Source organism: Rhizobium subbaraonis (assembly GCF_900220975.1).
GTDB classification, from domain to species: domain Bacteria; phylum Pseudomonadota; class Alphaproteobacteria; order Rhizobiales; family Rhizobiaceae; genus Mycoplana; species Mycoplana subbaraonis.
The window spans coordinates 279,291-296,876 of record NZ_OBQD01000003.1; the positions used below are offsets into that span (position 1 = coordinate 279,291).

At 64.8% G+C, this 17,586-nt stretch carries 10 protein-coding genes; 4 read left to right on the forward strand and 6 right to left on the reverse strand.

The window, feature by feature from the left end; translation table 11 throughout:
• Positions 1-2 precede the first annotated feature (2 nt).
• The 3 genes from CRO48_RS05755 to CRO48_RS05765 all read right to left on the reverse strand — a co-directional run bounded on the left by CRO48_RS05755 (position 3) and on the right by CRO48_RS05765 (position 11,310).
• Entirely contained in the window at positions 3-5,459 is a 5,457-nt protein-coding gene (locus tag CRO48_RS05755; RefSeq protein ID WP_097137186.1) for an alpha-2-macroglobulin family protein, read from the reverse strand.
• A 200-nt stretch (positions 5,460-5,659) separates the two neighbouring features.
• The gene (locus CRO48_RS05760) at positions 5,660-7,639 is read right to left on the reverse strand and encodes a CHASE2 domain-containing protein (RefSeq protein ID WP_097137188.1); all 1,980 of its coding nucleotides are present in this window, start codon (positions 7,637-7,639) and stop codon (positions 5,660-5,662) included.
• Complete coding sequence (locus CRO48_RS05765) at positions 7,639-11,310, reverse strand: FecR domain-containing protein (RefSeq protein WP_245423436.1); 3,672 nt, start codon at positions 11,308-11,310, stop codon at positions 7,639-7,641. Before CRO48_RS05765 ends, CRO48_RS05760 begins: the two co-directional genes overlap by 1 nt.
• Positions 11,311-11,465: 155 nt before the next feature.
• Here CRO48_RS05765 and CRO48_RS05770 point away from each other — a divergent pair, with 155 nt between their 5' ends.
• On the forward strand, positions 11,466-11,972 hold the full coding sequence (locus CRO48_RS05770) for a Pycsar system effector family protein (protein WP_097137190.1): 507 nt from the start codon (positions 11,466-11,468) through the stop codon (positions 11,970-11,972).
• Between the two features lie 58 nt (positions 11,973-12,030).
• Here CRO48_RS05770 and cpdR1 read toward each other — a convergent pair whose 3' ends face one another.
• Positions 12,031-12,393 (reverse strand): response regulator CpdR1, encoded by a 363-nt coding sequence (gene cpdR1, locus CRO48_RS05775; protein ID WP_097137193.1) that lies wholly within the window; start codon positions 12,391-12,393, stop codon positions 12,031-12,033.
• Between the two features lie 186 nt (positions 12,394-12,579).
• On the opposite strand from cpdR1, the gene CRO48_RS05780 reads away from it, so the two are divergent.
• Both CRO48_RS05780 and hisN read left to right on the forward strand, forming a co-directional pair.
• Positions 12,580-13,461, forward strand: a complete 882-nt coding sequence (locus tag CRO48_RS05780) for an N-formylglutamate amidohydrolase (RefSeq protein WP_097137195.1) — start codon at positions 12,580-12,582, stop codon at positions 13,459-13,461.
• Positions 13,462-13,799: 338 nt separating this feature from the next.
• On the forward strand, positions 13,800-14,573 hold the full coding sequence (gene hisN / locus CRO48_RS05785) for a histidinol-phosphatase (protein WP_097137507.1): 774 nt from the start codon (positions 13,800-13,802) through the stop codon (positions 14,571-14,573).
• 84 nt (positions 14,574-14,657) lie between these two features.
• On the opposite strand, the gene CRO48_RS05790 is transcribed toward hisN, so the two are convergent.
• Positions 14,658-15,620 carry an alpha/beta fold hydrolase gene (locus tag CRO48_RS05790; RefSeq protein WP_097137197.1) on the reverse strand — a complete coding sequence of 321 codons (963 nt, stop codon included), beginning with the start codon at positions 15,618-15,620 and terminating at the stop codon, positions 14,658-14,660.
• Between the two features lie 423 nt (positions 15,621-16,043).
• Here CRO48_RS05790 and CRO48_RS05795 point away from each other — a divergent pair, with 423 nt between their 5' ends.
• Entirely contained in the window at positions 16,044-16,505 is a 462-nt protein-coding gene (locus CRO48_RS05795; protein ID WP_097137199.1) for an Hsp20 family protein, read from the forward strand.
• 75 nt (positions 16,506-16,580) lie between these two features.
• On the opposite strand, the gene CRO48_RS05800 is transcribed toward CRO48_RS05795, so the two are convergent.
• Entirely contained in the window at positions 16,581-17,576 is a 996-nt protein-coding gene (locus CRO48_RS05800) for a bile acid:sodium symporter family protein (RefSeq protein WP_097137201.1), read from the reverse strand.
• Positions 17,577-17,586 lie beyond the last annotated feature (10 nt).

Here is a 17,586-nt window from a genome sequence, read left to right on the forward strand (position 1 = left end):
TCCTATTCCGCCAGCACCTGCATGCGGCCGGTCGCCGTGCGGGCCGAGAACTGCGGACGGTACATGTCCTCGACGCTCGCCGCCGGATGATCATAGGTTCCCGGCGTCACCGCGCGCACCACATAGGCGAGCGTGATCTCGCTGCCGCTCGTGCCGGAACGGTCGAAGGCGGCGACGAAGCGGTCGCTGCGAAACTCGGTGTGGGCGGCCTCGACGTCGCCAATCCAGTCGAAATTGGTCAGGCTGGCGCTGTTGACGAGGCTCGGATTGTCGATCTCCAGGCCGGCCGGCAGAAGATCCGTGACGAGCACGCGCGAGGGCCAGGCGTTGTCCTGCGTGACCTTCAGCACGACCACATAGCGTTCGTTCTGGCGCGCTTCGGAAATGGTCGCCGGTTCGCCGTCGAGGGTGTAGTAGCTGCGCTCGATGGCAAAGCCGTCGCCGCCGGCCGGCAGCGGCTGCACGGGGGCTGCGACTGTGGTGAGCACGGCAGAGACGTTGTCATTGCCGCGGTTGACGACGGTGACGGGCCTCTTCAGAAGATCCTCGCCGCTCATGCGGGCCGCATAGCGGCCGCTGTGGTCCGCCCCGTTCACCTCGAGCCGGAGCGTGTCGTCTTCGCCCTGGATGGCGCGGGCGGCGAGCAGCATCCAGGTCTGTTCCTGGGTGCTGGTATAGGCCTTGTTCTGCCATTCGTTCGCAACGATGCGCGAAAGTTCGGGGATGATCGCCGGCACCGGGCGGGCCTCGGCTGCCAGCGCCAGCACGGCAGCGCCATCGCGGAGTGCGGAGCCGTAGTCGGAGCGGTCAAGGCTGACATTGGTGACGTCCGTCGTCATGCGGAGCGAATCCCGGAAGATCCGCTCTGAGCGTTGCGCGTCGCCGTAGAGGCCCAGCGCTGCTGCGATATGCGCCTTGGCAAGCGGCGTCGGGAATTCGGCAAGCCGTGTATCGGCATAGTAGCGCAGGTCGCTGATCGCGGCCTTGCGGTTGCGGGCCAGCACGTAGAGCGCATAGGCGATCTCGTTGCCACGGTCCTGAACGTTATTGTCGTAGGACAGCGCGTTCTGAAGGTTGTCGAGTGCCTGCACCATCGCCTGTTCCGGCACGTCGAACTTCTGCTCGCGGGCGCGGGTCAGGAAGTCGGTGACGTAGGAATCGAGCCAGAGGTCGCCGTAGCCCGGACCCCACAGGCCGAAACTGCCCGAAGACGACTGGTAGGAGAGCACGCGAAAGATCGCATCCTGCACACGCTTTGCCGTCTCGGTGTCGTCGGGCAGACCGCTCTCCTTCGAAAGCTCGCTGAGATAGAGCAGCGGAAGGGCGCGGCTGGTGGTCTGCTCCGCGCAGCCATAGGGATAACGGTCAAGCGTCATCAGGAGGGCTGGAATGTCGAAGGCCGAGGAGCGGGAAACGTTGAGCGCGACCGAGGCGCTGCCGAGCAGGCTGTCGGCGAGCAACTGGTCGTCGATCGTGACGCTGCCGCCGGCGGCAAGCTCCAGAACCCGCCGGGTGGTGATCGGCAGGGTGGCGGGGCGGACGGGAATGTCGAGCGACTGTTCAAAGGTCCGCCCGGCGCCGTCTGAAAGGGCCACGGTGACGACGCCGCTGCCGACTTCGCCACCGATCAAGGGCAGGGTCAGGTCAGTCTTGCCGCCCGCTTCCAGCCGCAGGGTCTGCGACGCTCCGGTCTGTTCGACCATCACGGAGGGATTGTGGGTGATCGACAGCTGGTAGTCGCCAGCCGGCGCGTCGGTGTTGGCGATGTCGATACGCAGGCTGGCGCGGTCGTCTGGCGCCAGGAATTTCGGCAGGCTGGCGGTGACGACGACCGGGTCGCGGATGACGACGTCGCGGCTCGCATGGCCAATGCCGGCCTTCGACCAGGCGACGGCCATGACGCGGGCGGTGCCGTTGAACTGCGGAATGTCGAAGGAGACCTCCGCCTTGCCTTGCGCGTCGAGCTTGACCGGGCCGGAGAAGAAGGCAACGAGCTTCTGCGTCGGCGGGTTGCCTTCGAGGGCAACCTGGCCGCCGTCGCCGCCGGTGCGCAGCCGCCCGGTGGCGCCGAGCGAGCCGTCGATCAGGCGGCCATAGAGGTCGCGGATCTCCAGCCCCAGCCGGCGCTGGCCGAAGTACCAGCCGTCCGGGTCGGGCGCCTCGTAGCGGGTGAGGTTGAGGATGCCGACATCGACGGCCGCGACAGTGACGTAGGCGTCCTCGTTCGCGCCCGCTCCCGCAACGGTGAGGGCAATGTTCAGCGGCTGGCGCGGCAGCGTCTTTTCCGGCGCATCCAGCGTGATCGCCAGCTTGCGTTCGGCCGGATCGACCTTCAGCCATTTGACGCCGATGGCGCGCATCGGCATGCGGCTTTCCTGGGCGTCGCCGGGACGATAGAGCGTGGCGGTGACATAGGCGCCCGCGCCCCAATCGGCAGTCACCGGGATTTCGATCTCGCCGCCGCTTTCGCCGGCCACGGCTGTTGCAACCGAGATCAGGGTCTCCGTGCCGTTGGTGACGAGAAGCTGGCCGGCATAGCGCGAGGTGACCTTGAGTTTTGCCGTCTCGCCGACCTTGTAGCTCTCCTTGTCGAGCGCGATCTCGAGCGCGTCCGGCGTTTCCGTCGAACTGGCCTCGACATACCAGCCGGCGTCGAATTCGATGCTGGTCGCGGGGCCGTCGGCGTCGGCCGTCTCGACCTCCAGGCGGTAGCGGCCCCAGCCGACCGGAACGGCGATCTCCGCACCGTCCTCGGTGACGTCGATCACGCCGGCCTCGACCTGTTTCGTCGACAGGATCGGTTCGTAGCGCCAGGACGAACCGTCGCGATACCACTGATAGTCGCGCTCGACGCTCAGAAGCTTCCACGGCAGGCCCTGCATTGCCTGCCTGCCGCCCTGCGGACCGGCCACGATCACGTGGAAACGCGCCGTCGAATTTTCCGGTACGTCGCCGCCTGCGGCAGGGCGGATGCCGATCATCGCTCCGTCGGGGCGCACCGGCAGGGTCAGCGAGCGCTCGACGGCGCGACCGCCGGCCTCGCTCATGCGCACGGTGATCTCGGCGTTCAGCAGTTGCGTGGTCGCCGGGCGCTCGGCGACATCGACCTCGAAGCGTGCCTTGCCCTGGTCGTCGAGCGGCGCCAGCCCCTCGATCGGCAGGCGGTTTTCCTCCATCGCCTCCTCGTCGGCAAGGCCGAAGACATAGCCCTTGAAGGTCTCGCTGGTGCGCGACGGCTTCAGGGCCACGTCGCCCTCGATCTCAAGGCCGGCGGCAGGGGCGCCATAGAGGTAGCGGCCGTCGACGTCGATCGCGACCGGGGTGCCGCTGACGATGTCCTTCGCTTCGCTGGTCAGGTCGAATTCGGTGCGGTCGGGCACGAAGTCGTCGACGAGGAAGGTCTTCTCGCCGATGGCCGGCGCCTTGGGATCGGCGAAGATCTGCATCGTCCAGGTGCCGCGCATGGCATTCGCCTGGACGGGGAAGTCGATCGTGTGGCCGCCGAGGCGGCTGTCGTTGCTGACGAGGCGCCGATCCTCGACGCCGTCGGGGCGGCTGAAGACGAAGGTCAGCGGCAGGCCTTCCACCGCATTTGCCTCGATGTCGCGGGCAAGGGCTGCGGCATGCACCGTCTCGCCGGCGCGGTAGATGCCGCGCTCCGTCCAGGCGAAGATGTCGATGGCGCCCGGCGCCGGGCGGCCGGTAACGCCGCGGTCGGAGAGGTCGAAGCCGGCGCGCGTCATGTCGAGGAAGACGTAGTCGGCCTCGCCATTGCGTGCCGTCAGCACGGCCGGCATCATCGCCGCGGTGCCGCGGATCAGCCCGGCGGTGAAGGTTGCGCGGCCATCGGCGTCGGTTTTGGCGGTGCCGAGGATCTCGTTGTTCTTGGCCAGCAGCTGTAGTTCGACGCCGGCAAGCGGCGCAGCGCTGCCGAGCGAGCGGGCGAAGACATGCAGCCCGTCGGTGCCGGCGAAGGTCGAAAGGCCGATGTCGGAGACGAGGAACCACTGCGTCGCCTTGGCGTCCCAGTCGCGCTTCGGCCCGTTCGAGGCCTCGGCGGTCAGCACGTAGATGCCGGGTTCGCGCTTCGGCAGGGCTTCGTCGACGGGGAAGGAGGTGACGACGTCCTTGTTGAGGTCGCGCTGCATCTCGATCTGGCCCTGCCAGACAAGTTCGCCAAGTTCGCTCTCGATGCGGCCGGCGCCATAGCCGTCGAGCTGGGTGAGGAACTGCGAGCCGGTCAGAAGGGCTGCGATGCTGCGGTCGCCGACGCGGTAGAGCTTGAGATCGGCGCTGTCGGTGTTGACGGAGACGAGCGGGATGCCGCGCCGCGCGGTGCTCGGCAGCACGAAGCTGTCGCCGGTGAAGCGCACGCTGGCACTGCGGTCCTGGACGTAGATGTCGAGCTCGACGGCCTGCTCAAGGCTCTCGTCGACCGAGGAGGGCAGGCCGGGGCGGAGGGCCAGCTTGTAGCGCTGGCCGTGGTTGAGCCCCTCGACGCAGATCTGGCTGTCCTTCGCCTCGACGCCCTTTGGGGCTGCGCCGTCGAGCGTGACGAAGCTTGCGTAGTCGGCGCCGAATTTCATCAGCGGTTCGGAGAATTGCACGCAGGCTCGCGGGCTGACGCTGTCGTTGTCGATCGTGTGCTGGACGACGCGGAAGCCCTGGCGTGCCTTGAGGTCGAGATAGGCGGCGCGGACCGTGGGGTCTGCCACCAGCGCGAGGCTTTCCTTGTAGGCATTGATGCCTGTGCGGTAGTTGCCGGACTTGTCGAGCGTGTCGGCAAGCACGGCCAGGGCGTCGGCGCGAGCGGTGGTCGACCGCGTCAGCCAATAGGCGTTCAGCGCGGCAAGCGGGCCCTGGCCGGCGAGATAGGAATTGTCGGTCGAGCGGGCGGCGGTCTGCGCCATTTCGATCCAGAGGAAGCGGTCGTCAGGCGCCAGCGACAGTGCGCCCTTGAAGGCGTCCAGCGCCTCTGAAATGCGGCCGGACTCAGCCTCGATCCGGCCGAGGGCCGCAAGGCTCTCCACGCCTTGTCCTTCCTGATTGCTGAGCAGCGTGAGGCTGGACTTGAGCGCGCGCGCCTCCTGTTGCATGCCGTCCGAGAGGAAGCCGAGCGCGGGTGCCGCACCGATATCCGCCTCGCCGTCCGTCAGCGTGATCTTGCCGGCGATCGTGCCGTTGAAGCCGTTGAGCTGGTTGAAGTCGGATTTGAGGAAGCACCACTTCACCTTCGGATTGTAGGTGAAGGCGCGGCACGAATGGTCGCCGATGCACTGGCTCTTGCATTGGTCCAGCGTCACGTTCTGCACCGTGCGCAGGTCGAACCCGAAGTAGTCGGCGTTCTCGGTGGTGACGATCGTTCGTTTGGCTTCGGCGGCGTGGCCCGGGAAGGCGCCGGAAAGGGCGACTGTCGCAAGCGTGAAGAGAAAGGCGGAGACGCCGAAGAAAGAACGCATAACCCCATGTCCTCCAAATGCCACCGGTCCCAGCGCCGGCCACTCTTGATAGCTGAGCGGCGGATGTCAACCGAAGGTCGTAAAGTTTCCCGGCAGGTTCGAAACCGTCGATCGGCTGTCCCCGGGCAGAACCGTCCCCTCAGTAAAACGGTCCAGCCCGCGCGTTTCATCGCTGATGCGGCAAGGATTTCGAGGCGGATCTAACGAATGTTCTCGGCGCGTTCGTTGCGCACGATCCGGTAGTAGGGGGAGAGGGGCGGCAGGGCTGCGGACATCTCGTCGAAGAGCGGATCGTCGGGCGCAAGCGTGCCGGCGTAGCGGGCGGTGACGAGGCGGCGATGCTTCTCGGCAACATCGTCGGCCACGCCGGCAAGCGCGGTGAAGACGGGAGAGGCCGTGGTGCGTCCCTTCACGGTAATGCGGTCGAGTTCCAGCGCACAGAAACGGTCGGCGAGAAGGGCGGTGCCCTCCCCGATCAGAAGCGGCACGCCGTAGTTCTTGGAGGCGCCCTCGAGGCGGGAGGCGAGGTTCACCGCGTCGCCCAGCACCGAGTAGTCGAACCGCTGCGAGGATCCCATGTTGCCGACGACGCATTCGCCGGTGTTGATGCCGATGCCGATCCGTAGCTGATGGTGGACGCCGCCGCGCTCGGTCGCCTCGCGTTTCAGCTCTTCGTTCAGGCTCTCCATCCGCGCCAGCATGTCGATGGCGGCTGCGACCGCGTGGTTGGCGTGGTCCTCGTCGTCCAGCGGCGCGTTCCAGAACGCCATCAGGCAGTCGCCGATATATTTGTCGATCGTCCCGCTATGGCCGAGCACGATGTCTGACAGGGGCGTCAGCAGCCGGTTGATCAGGGTGGTCAGCTGTTCGGGATCGTCCTTCATCGTCTCCGCGATGGTGGTGAAGCCGCGCACGTCGCAGAAGAGGATGGAGAGCGTGCGCCGCTCGCCGCCGAGGCGCAGCTGCGAGGGGTCGCGGGCGAGCCGCTCGACGAGGGCTGGCGAGAGGTACTGCGAGAAGGCGCGGGTGATCTGCTTGCGGTTGCGGCGCTCGTCGGCATAGTCGAAGGCGGCCTGGCCGATCGCGACGCTGACGAAGGCGAGCGCCGGGCCGAGCGGCGAGACGAAGAGCTGGGCGTAGCGGATCAGCAGGAAGCTCGCCACCGCAAGCGCGACCACGGCACCCAGGCTCACGGCCGCCGTCTGCCAGCGCGTCGATCGCCAGACGGTGAGGGCGGAAAGGATGGCGGCAAGCGCGATGCCGGCAAAAACGACCGGCGTGCCCGCCTTCAAGATGGCGCGGGCGCCCACGATGTTGTCGAAGATCGTCGCCTGGATCTCAACGCCTGCGACCAGCCGCCCGGTGTGCACCGTATAGGAGGTCGCAAAGGCGTCCGCGCCGCCGTGGTTGATCTCCGGGGCGTTCTGCAGGCTGAGGCCGACGATGACGACGCGGTCGCGGAAGAAGTCCTTCGGCAGGAAATTGTCCGGGTCGAGCGCCTGGTAATAGGAGACCGTGGGATAGCTGCGGGCGGGGCCGAAGGACTGCACCAGCCAGTCGCCTTGGGGCAGCGCATGGGGGCGGCCAGCGATACGGGCGAGTTCACGGGCGAAGCCGTCCTCGTAGCGCGGCAGCTCGCGGAAGGTGCCGTCGCCACCAAGCGAGATCGAGGCGAGGCCGGTGACCGCACCCGCGGCGGAAAAGGCGGGAAGCGGCGTGGTGCGCACCAGCTGTTCGGCCTGCGGTGTGACGATCAGGCTTTCGTCGCCGGCGAGAACCACGTCGGCACCAAGCGCTGCGGCAAGAGCCGCGTCGCGTTCGGGCGCGGACGGTTCGGCAAAGATGATGTCGAGCCCGATCGCCTTGGCGCCGGCTGCGCGCAGCGCCTCGACCAGGCGTGCGTGAATGTCGCGCGGCCAGGGCCATTGCACGTTGATCTCGGCCAGCGAAGGCTCGTCGATCGCAACGACGATCGGGCTGTCGGCGGGCGGAGCGGGATCGTCGAAGGTGGACAGATAGTCGAAGCTTCTGAGCTCCTGCAACGACCAGAACGGGAAGCGCGTGAGCGTCGAGACCATGGCGATGGTCATGACGGTCAGGAGGACGAGCCGCAGCGTGCGGCCGATCCGCTGCGTTCCGTTCACGCCAGTCACCTCGTGCTTTGTGGCGCTGCCGCTCATCAGAAGCGAACTTTGACGGTGCCCTTAAAGCTCCGTCCCCAGCCGGGAATGCCCGTCGCGACGTCGAAATCCTCGTCCAACAGGTTGAAGGCGGCAAGGCTCAGTTCGAAGCGCTTGTCGAACGGTTCCCACGTCACGCTGGCGTCGAGCGTCCAGAAGGCGTCGAGTTTCTGTGGGAAGAGGTAGAGGTCGTCGGTCTCGTCTTCAGTGCCGCGATTGGAGACGAGAAATGTTTCGTTGCCGAGGCGTGTGCCGATATAGTTCGCAGCCAGCGTTGCCTTGACGTTCGCCTCGTTCACCCAGGTGAGCGCGACCTGTCCTGCCCATTCCGGCAGGAAGGGAAGGGAGCTACCGTCATCCAGACTGTTTCGATCCTGGTTTTCGGAATCGATGTAAGCGAGCGTTGTCGATAGGCCGAAGCCGTTGCCGATATGCACATTGGAGGTAACGCTGGCGCGGTCGATACGACCGTCCGCTAGCGTTACCGGGCCGGGATCCAGAAAATATTGCCAGGTGGTCGGATAGGATATGCCGAAGTTCCCCAGATCCTGATGCTGGAAATCGACGGCCGTAAACAGCCAGTCGTTCCATTCAGCATCCCAGCGGGCAGCGATCGTGTCGGTCGAGCCATCGACTGCCAAGCCATTCTGGTTCGGCTGCAAGCCGACTGTGGTTACCGGCGCAAGCGTGTTCAGGTCGTAGTCGTAGCTTTGTCCGATGTAGGCCAGTCTGAGCCACTGCCCATCCGCCGGGGAATACGCAATACCTGCGCGGGGATCGACACGCCGTCTGTCCGTGTCGTCGCCATGTGCATAGCTGCCGAACAGGCCGTACTCGGCACGGAGCGACGCGTTGATGTCGTGAAGCACATCCACATAAAGGCGGCCGTAGTCGATAGACGACTCGGCTTTCTCGCTGCCCGTACCGTCGTCCGTTGCCTCAGCCGTTGCCTTGACCACCCCGCCTTCGATGCCATAGCGCAAGGTAAGGTTTTCAATCGCGATCGTATGGTTGATCGCGCCTATGTAACTCGTCTCGGTGGCGTCGAACGAGCTGCGCGCTGTAATTGGCAGATCAAAGGTGGAGGTCTGAACATCGCTGGCGCTGGTGTCCTTGTAGAAAAACGCCGTGTTGACGACGTTCTCAAAGCTGATCGTATGGCTCCAGCCGATGCCGGCAGCAGTCGATTTAAGCTGCTCGTCTCTGCCAAGCGTGAACGGGATTGAACCGAACCATAGCGGAAGACCAAAATTATACCGTGAATTCAGATCGAACTGGTTATCGAAATGTTGTCCGTAGAGGACGATCCGGTCGGCTGGTGTGGGTGTTGCAGTAAGGTAGCCGTAGCCGTTGACCAGCTCCGTCGCGCCTTCATACTCGGTGTCAAAGAGACGGCTGTCCCCTGCAACTGGTGTCTTTATCCATTCAAGATCGACGTAACTGCTGACCGGGAACGGCCAGTTGGCAAAGCTGCTCCAGCTGCCCTCGTAGATCGGCCGGGAGTCGCCGTTATAGGTCGAGATGCCATAGCCGAGTTCGACTTCCGAGAAGGGGTAACGGATGTAGTATGGCCGGGCGGAAGGCCCTGCCAGCATGTGCGGGTCGTACAGCAGGCCCTGCATGAAGGATGAGAAAGTATACTTGTTCTGGGTCGGCTCGATGCCGTCGCTGCCGTAAAGGTAGTTGTTCAGGAACGGATTGACGCTGCCGCGCAGCGTCTGATCGACGTACGACATGCCGGAAAAGGGATCGAAGGTGATGTCGCCGTAGTACTGGCCCCAGGCGTTCAGGCCCTGCAGGCGGAAGGCGTTGTTGAGCGTCGAGCCGGCGTCATGGTTGAAGCTGATCGCGGCGTGGTCCGATCCGATAGCGCGCAGCCGTCGCATGTATTCCTGGGCGGCGGCGATGGCGCCGTCGGAATCGTACTCGTCCATCGCGATGCTCGCCCGCAGCGAGGGGACGACGGGATCGTTCGGATCGAGCCGGTCGGCATTGTCGAGCGCCTGCTGCGCGGCGATGCGATTGCGTTGCTCCTGATGCGCGACCGCCAGCAGGAGTTGCCCCTGCGCATAGGCGGGGTTTGCGACCGTGCCCGCCAGCAGATCCTCGGTCGCCTTCTCAAGTTCGCCTGTCGCAAGGTGATAACGTCCGCGTGCGATCAGGGCGAGATCAAAACCTGGATCGACTGCCATGGCACGATCGATTTCGTTTTTCGCCAGCCGCACCCGGTCCTGATTGAGGTAGACATATGCCAGATTGGCGCGAGGGATGGGATCCTCGGGATCGAGTTCGATCGCGCGTTTGAGCGCCTTCTCGGCGGACTGCCAGTCGCCGCGTGCATCCTGGGCGTTGCCGAGATCGTTCCACAGCGTGCCCCAGCCGGGCGCCACCTTCAGTGCCGTTTCGAGGGTGGCGATGGCGGCATCGGTGTCGCCTTCTATGCCGCTTTGATAGCGTGAAAGGCTCCACAGCGCGATCGGCTGGTTCGGATCGAGCGCCAGCGCACGGCCCATCGCCTCCTTCACCTGTTCGCGATCGTTGATGATGAAGGCGAAGGCGGAGCGGTATGCCGGCAGCGACGGGTCGTCCGGATACCGCTGTTCGGCCTCCTTCAGAACATCGAGGCTCGCGCGGATGTTTTCGAGGAAGCCCGCCGCATAGGCCTCGGCGAAGGCGCCGTTGGGGCCGGTGACCGGGCTTGGCTGCTTTTCGAGGCGGTCGGGGTTTGCCAGGGCACGGGCGAAGTAGCCGCCGAAGTCGGCGACGCTGCCGCGTTTCGGATCAAGTCCCGGCCGGGCACGGGCGAACAGGCGCGCGGCATCGGAAAAGCGGCGTTCGGCGCCGGCGACCATGGCATCCATCAGGTCGAGGCGGGCGCGCTGGGTGGCGGAAAGCGTCATGGCGCGCGCCCGGTCCAGCGAAGCCATCGCCCTCTGGCGGCCCTCCAGCGTGAACTGCGCTTCGGCAAGCGTCAGCCAGTCCTCGGCGCTGCGGCTTTCTTCCGGCTTTTGTTCAAGGCCGTCGATCGTCCGGCGCATTTCCTGCGCCGTCAGCGGGGAGGGCTGCATGTAGACGAATGCGTCGCGCAGCGGCAGATAGAAGAGCATCTGCTCGCGGTCGTCGGAGTTGACGACGATGACCTTCTGCGGCGCCTGGCCGATTCTGGCGACGGCGGCCTCGCCCTGGCGGACCTGCACGCTGCCCTGGGCGTTCACCAGTTCCACCGTGCCTTCCATCACCACCAGTGAGGTCTTGTCGCCGTCGACGGTGAGCGACCAGTCGGTGCCGCGGATGGCGGCGGCGGCCGCCGGCGTGTCGATCTTCAGCCCCTGGCCGCCGCGCTGGGCGCGGGCCCAGATAGTTCCACTCTGCAGGTCGAGCACGGTATCGCCCGCAGCCCCCATCTGCCGCACCAGCAGCGAGGAGTTGCGGCCGAGGCGGATCTGGGTGTGGTCGGCAAACAGGACGGCGAGCTGGCCGACCGCGTTGGTGCGCAATTCGTCGCCGATCAGAAGATCCTGGTTGAGGTCGACGTGGCGCCAGTTGCTGACGTCGAAGAAGCGGACCTCCTCGCCCGTCTTGCGCGCGATGACGGAGCCGGCAGTGGGGGTGGCGCGCGGAATCGGATCGCCGAGAGCAGCCGTATGCCCCAGGGCGACAAGAAACGGCAATGCCGCTATTGTCCTCCAGCCAGTCCCCATCTTCATGCGCCAAGAACTGACAGGCACGGCGAAATTGTCAAGCCGGCCCGGCGGGGCTGCTTGCTTTTGTCCGCGACTGTATTAACACGGAAACACATGTTGGCGGGGGCAGTCAGTATTTGGCCATGAGTAATCCGGAGAACTCGCTCTCGATCGAGCACTTCAATCATGTAAAGAAAATCAACGACGTCTTCTACGACCAAGTGAAGTCCGCAGACCAGAAGGCGGCCTACATCTTTACATTCATGCTTGCATTCCTGATGTGGTCGGCCGAGGGGCAGGGCGTGTTTCGCTGGGCCCGCTATACGGAGAGCAACCTTCTCTGGGGGATCGTGTCGGCGGTGCTCGCCGCGTCGATCGTGTTCACGATCGTCAGCGCGATTCTCGTCGTCCTGCCCCGCAGGGCCGAGCGCGGCACGTCGCTGTTCTGGGGCGCGTGGAAGGAGCAGCGCAAGAGGCTGGTGGAGGCCAGCGATGCGGCCGACATGGCCTATCTTTTCAAGGAGTATCTGGACAATGCCGACGTGCTGGCCCAGATCGCGCAGGACAAGTACCGGATGGTCCGCTTCGCCTTCCGCGGCCTCTTGATCACCGTCCTGACCTACGTCGTGCTGCTGCTGCTGCGCCAGTAGCCGCGCGACCCGCGCGTCCCGGCCTGGTCAGGCAAATTGGTTCGGCAGGCGGGCCGCCTCAGGCGGCCAGCATCTTGTTGACCTCGTCGACGAGGTCGCGCAGGTGGAAGGGCTTGGAAAGGACCTTGGCGTCCTTGGGAGCCTTCGAGTCCGGGTTCAGAGCCACGGCAGCGAAGCCGGTGATGAACATCACCTTCAGGTCCGGGTCGAGCTCGGTCGCCCGGCGCGCCAGCTCGATGCCGTCCATCTCCGGCATGACGATGTCCGTCAGAAGCAGGGAGAACGGCTCCTCGCGCAGCCGGTCGTAGGCGCTCGCACCATTGTCGTAGGAGGTGACCTTGTAGCCGGCGCGCTCGAGCGCCTTCACGAGGAAGCGGCGCATGTCGTTGTCGTCTTCGGCGAGGAGGATCTTGGAACTCATGTGGTGGGGGCCGTTACTGCTGGTTGTCGTGCCTTTTCGGCGGTTCTGTCACGAAAAACGATTCGGGTAAAAATCCGGTGAACGGGATGGCACCTGAATCGCTGCGTCGTCGCGACTATGGACACGGGCGCGCGCCGCTGGCAACATACAGCACGTCGCGATTTTGTCACATGGTAAAGGACCGAAATGGCCCCGGAATTCAGCGAGAAAGGCCTCTTCGAGGTTCTGGAGCCGGCTTCGCAGACCCTTCCGCTGGTATTCAACTCCCCTCATAGCGGGCGTGCCTATCCACAGGGATTTGTCAGCGACTCGCGGCTGGACGCACTTTCCATCCGCCGCTCGGAGGATCATTTCGTCGATGAACTGTTCCAGGCGGCGCCGGCGCTGGGCGCGCCGATGCTGCTGGCGCACTTCCCGCGCGCATTCCTCGACGTCAACCGCGAACCCTACGAACTCGATCCGCGCATGTTCGAAGGTACGCTGCCGCCCTATGCCAATGTCAGCTCGATGCGGGTGGCCGGCGGTCTCGGCACGGTGCCGCGAGTGGTTGCGGAAAACATGGAGATCTACCAGCGCCGCATGCCGGTCAGCGAGGCGCTCGACCGGATCGAGACCATCTACAAGCCGTACCATACCTGCCTGCGCAGCCTGATCGTGCGCACGCATCTCCGGTTCGGCTTCGCCGTGCTCGTCGATTGCCATTCGATGCCCGGCAACATCCGCATCGCAGGCGGGCAGCGGCCGGATTTCATCATCGGCGACCGCTACGGCACGAGTGCTGCCGGCGACCTGTCGCGCGCGGTGGTGCGACTGTTCGAGGACATGGGCTTCGTCGTGGCGCGCAACAAGCCCTATGCGGGCGGCTTCATCACCGAGCACTACGGCCGGCCCGCCAAGGGGCTGCATGCCTTGCAGATCGAGGTCAATCGCGCGCTCTACGTTGACGAGACGACGCTTCAGAAGAAGCCGGAATTCGACGCGGTGCAGGCGGGCATCAGCTGGGCCCTTTCCCAGTTTGCGGGCTACGTCGAGAAATATGCCTCCGACAGCGCGCTCGCGGCGGAATGACTTTCCCAGCCGGGTCTAAACGCTGATCTTGAAAGCCGGACGCTGCGACCGTTCCCCTGCGGTCAAAAAAAACCGCGCTCGACGCGCGGTTAAGTCTAGGGAGGAAACACCCAAGGAGGGTATTACAGTCACGAGTGACTGTAGCTAGACGTTAATATTGCGCTGCACAAATGTCAAGCACTTCCGATCGCGTGCCATAAAATAGGCAATTCGCCGAAAAGGCCCTGAAAATGCAGCCGGGCTTCGATCCGTATTCAGCGTGAAACGCGCCTGCGGTTCCGTTTTGCCGCTTCATGCTCTATGGACGTGCCGACTTCCACCCGAACAACGAGAGTGCCATGCTTCCCGATCGCGCCTTCTTCGATCTACTTGCCGATGCCGCCAAGGCCGAGACGCTGCCGCGGTTTCGCGTCGGCGCCGATGTGGTCAACAAGGAGGCGAAGGGCTTCGACCCGGTCACCGAGGGCGACCGCGCGGCCGAGGCTGCGATCCGCGCGCTGATTGAGAAGCAATTTCCCGAGCACGGCATTCTGGGCGAAGAGCACGGGTCCGTCGGGCTCGACCGCGAATATGTCTGGGTCATCGATCCTATCGACGGCACGCGTGCCTTCATTTCAGGCGTTCCCGTCTGGGGCACGCTGATCGGGCTCTACCGCAACGGCCGGGCGGTGATGGGACTGATCGACCAGCCGTTTACGGGCGAGCGTTATTTCGCCGACGGCACGCAATCCCTCTACAGCGGACCGGAGGGCAGGCGGGTGTTGTCGACCCGGGCCTGCGAACGCCTCTCGGACGCCATCATGTTCACGACCTCGCCGCATATCTTCGACGCGGCCGACCGCCAGCGCTATGATGTGGTGCAAGAGAAGGTCCGGCTGTTCCGTTATGGCGTGGATTGCTACGCCTACGCGCTTTTGGCAGCCGGCCATGTCGACCTGGTGGTCGAGTCCGCGCTGAAGGCCTATGACGTCGGCGGGCTCATCCCCGTCATCGAACAGGCGGGCGGCATCATCACTGACTGGGACGGCGGCCGTGCCGAGATGGGGGGACGCGTCATCGCCGCGGGCAGCCGCGCCGTGTACGACGAGGCGATGGCGCTGCTGCGCGGCTGATGCCGCCGCTGAGGCTGGATGCCCGCCCATCCATCAACCTCGGCCTCGCCTGCGGCAATTGCCCCGTCGCTGCGAGATGCCGCCTCAGGCTTCGAGCGCTCCATGTTCGGCCAGGCTTCCAGGGATGAAGGCCTCGATCGCAGCCATGGCCTGCGCGCGATATCGGTCGGCCTCGCTGAAGAGCTCGTGGCGGGCGCCGTCGATCTCGATCAGGCGGCCTGCGCGAAATTTCCGGGCCAGATCATTGATTGCGGCGCGCGGTACGATCGGATCTGCGGTCGGGCACAGAAGCAGCGTCGGGATGCGGATCCGCGTCAGGTGTTCCTGGCGGGAGACGCGCGCGATGGCGCCCAGCGTTTCCTTCAGCCATCGCGCCGTCGGCTGGCCGAGGGAGAGATCGGGAAAGGCGTCGCAGATCGCCTGGTTGCGCTCATAGCGGCGGCGGTCGGCGGTCAGGACGTTGCCTTCGAAAGGCTGGGCTGAGGGGTGCTTGCGGAAGGTGCGGCCGCCGAGCAGGAAGAGGCTTGCGGTATTGGCGATCAGGGTGATCGAGCGCTGGCTCATGACCTGCCCGGCCAGCGCCACGAACGGTGCCGCAAGCGCCATGCGATCGATGCGGCTTTCCAGCTCCGGCGCCTGCGACAGCGCCACGAGCGCGCCCATCGAATGGGCGACGATATAGAAAGGCAGGCGGGTATCGGGAAGGACAACCTGCTCGAGAAACTGCTTGAGGTCGGCCTCGTAGTCCGAGAAACGGGCCACGTGTCCGCGTCTTTGGTCGCTGAGCATGCGCCCGGAGCCGCCCTGGCCGCGCCAATCGAAGGTGGCCACCCAAAGGCCACGGGCGGTGAAATCCCGGATCGTCTCGAAATACTTCTCGATGGTTTCGCTGCGTCCCTGCAGAAGGACGATCGTGCCCTTGGCCTCGCGCGCGGCCGAGCGGAATACCGCATAGCGGATCTTCACGCCGCCCTTGCCTTCGAAAAAGCCGGAGAAGTGGTTGTCGGGAACGGGATTGTCGGGAGTGGCGTAGAGCGGTTCGTCCATATCCGGCCTGGTTCGGCATACGATTGTCTGCAAAGGGTAGGGGCTCGGGTTTGCGCCGTCAAAGAAAAAAGCCGGCTGCGCGGGACGCGGGTAACGTCTGCGCATGCCGGCGAATTTGGCTGGGGCGGAAGGGACGTTTCACCCCAGCCACGAAAGGTTCGCTTTCGATGATCCTGTTCTAGAGGGCGCTGCCTGAACGCAAACGGAAGGGCGCGTTCATGGCGCATTCAGCCGAAAGGCAAATGTACGCGCGGGGTCTTGAAGCCGCAAAATTGCGTCACCATCTGGATAATGCGGGCGCCGGAAGGGTCCGCAAGAGGCAAGCACCGCCAAACGGGGTGCTGCCTGCAGCAAACGGGCCGCCGCCTTCAGAAATCGGTTGCGGCTTATTCGACAGCAACTCGTCGCTCACAGGAGGACACCATGCGTCATTTCGATTTCTCCCCCCTCTATCGTTCCACGGTCGGCTTCGATCGCCTGTTCACGATGCTGGACAGCCTCGGTCAGCCGGACCAGGGCCAGAGCTATCCGCCCTACAACATCGAGCGGACCGGCGATAACGCCTACCGCATCACCATGGCCGTTGCCGGCTTCGACGAAAGCGAGCTTTCGATCGAGGCGCGCGAGCACGTGCTCACGGTCAAGGGCGAAAAGGCCGACGAGGCCGCAGACCAGGCCCAGTATCTCTACCGCGGCATTGCAAAGCGGGCCTTCGAGCGCCGTTTCCAGCTTGCCGATCACGTCGAGATCCGTGGCGCGCAGCTGAAGAACGGCCTGCTCCACATCGATTTCGTCCGCGAGATCCCGGAAGCCGCCAAGCCGCGCAAGATCGAGATCACGCCTGTCGCCCGCGAGACCAAGCAGATCGAGGCCCAGACCGCCTGACCTTCGGTCGCGGATGACTGAAATTGCGACGGCGCCCGAGAGGGCGCCGTTTTGTTTTGGCTTTCCGTTTCGCCTTCAGGCCGTGGCAGCCGCGGCCGAAAGAGCTTCCTTTTGCCGCCGACGTTCAGCGTATTTCTGGGCGATGACGGCGCAGGCCATGAGCTGGATCTGGTGGAACAGCATCAGCGGAAGCACGATCGCGCCGATCGACTGGCCCGCAAAGATGGCGTTGGCCATGGGTACGCCGCTGGCAAGCGACTTTTTCGATCCGCAGAACACGATGGCAATCTCGTCCTCCTTGGAAAAGCCCAGCAGCCGGCTGCCGAAGAACGTTATCAGCAGCACGGTGACGAGAAGGGCGATGTCGACGACGACGACCGTCGCGATGTCTGTCGCCGAAAAGGCCTGCCAGATCCCCTCGACGACGGCCTCGGAGAAGGCCAGGTAGACGACCATCAGGATCGAGCCGCGATCCACCGGTGAAAGCAGCTTCTTCTTCGCGCGTATCCAGTTGCCGATCCAGGGCTCCAGAAGCTGGCCGAGCAGGAAGGGCGCCAGCAGCTGCAAAAGGATCTGCTGCAGCGCTGCCCAGGAGAAGCCGCCATGGCCGCCGACAGAGAGCAACAGCCCGACCAGCAGGGGCGTCAGGAACATGCCGAAGATGTTTGACGCGGACGCCGAGCAGATCGCCGCCGGCACGTTGCCGCCTGCCATGGAAGTGAAGGCGATGGAGGACTGCACGGTCGAGGGCAGCACACACAAAAACAGGATGCCGAGGTAGAGCGGCTGGGGCAGGTAGCTGTCGGGGATGAAGCCGATCGCAAGCCCGAGCAGCGGGAAGATCGCGAAGGTCGTCAGCAGGATCACCAGATGCAGGCGCCAGTGCAGGATGCCGGCCACCACCACGCCGCGCGACAGGCGCGCACCATGCAGGAAGAACAGCAGGGCGATCGCAGCGTTGGTGGCGATGCCGAAATAGTCGGCGGCGACGCCGTGTACCGGCAGCAACGTTGCCAGGATGACGGTGCAGACCAGCATGATGGTGAACTGGTCGGGCAGAAAGCGCTTCATGGTCAGGATC

Coding starts and splice junctions, on each gene's coding strand:
- CRO48_RS05755 (WP_097137186.1), bottom strand. CDS start 5,459: ATGCGTTCTTTCTTCGGCGTCTCCGCCTTTCTCTTCACGCTTGCGACA.
- CRO48_RS05760 (WP_097137188.1), bottom strand. CDS start 7,639: ATGAGCGGCAGCGCCACAAAGCACGAGGTGACTGGCGTGAACGGAACG.
- CRO48_RS05800 (WP_097137201.1), bottom strand. CDS start 17,576: ATGAAGCGCTTTCTGCCCGACCAGTTCACCATCATGCTGGTCTGCACC.
- CRO48_RS05770 (WP_097137190.1), top strand. CDS start 11,466: ATGAGTAATCCGGAGAACTCGCTCTCGATCGAGCACTTCAATCATGTA.
- cpdR1 (WP_097137193.1), bottom strand. CDS start 12,393: ATGAGTTCCAAGATCCTCCTCGCCGAAGACGACAACGACATGCGCCGC.
- CRO48_RS05780 (WP_097137195.1), top strand. CDS start 12,580: ATGGCCCCGGAATTCAGCGAGAAAGGCCTCTTCGAGGTTCTGGAGCCG.
- CRO48_RS05790 (WP_097137197.1), bottom strand. CDS start 15,620: ATGGACGAACCGCTCTACGCCACTCCCGACAATCCCGTTCCCGACAAC.
- CRO48_RS05795 (WP_097137199.1), top strand. CDS start 16,044: ATGCGTCATTTCGATTTCTCCCCCCTCTATCGTTCCACGGTCGGCTTC.
- hisN (WP_097137507.1), top strand. CDS start 13,800: ATGCTTCCCGATCGCGCCTTCTTCGATCTACTTGCCGATGCCGCCAAG.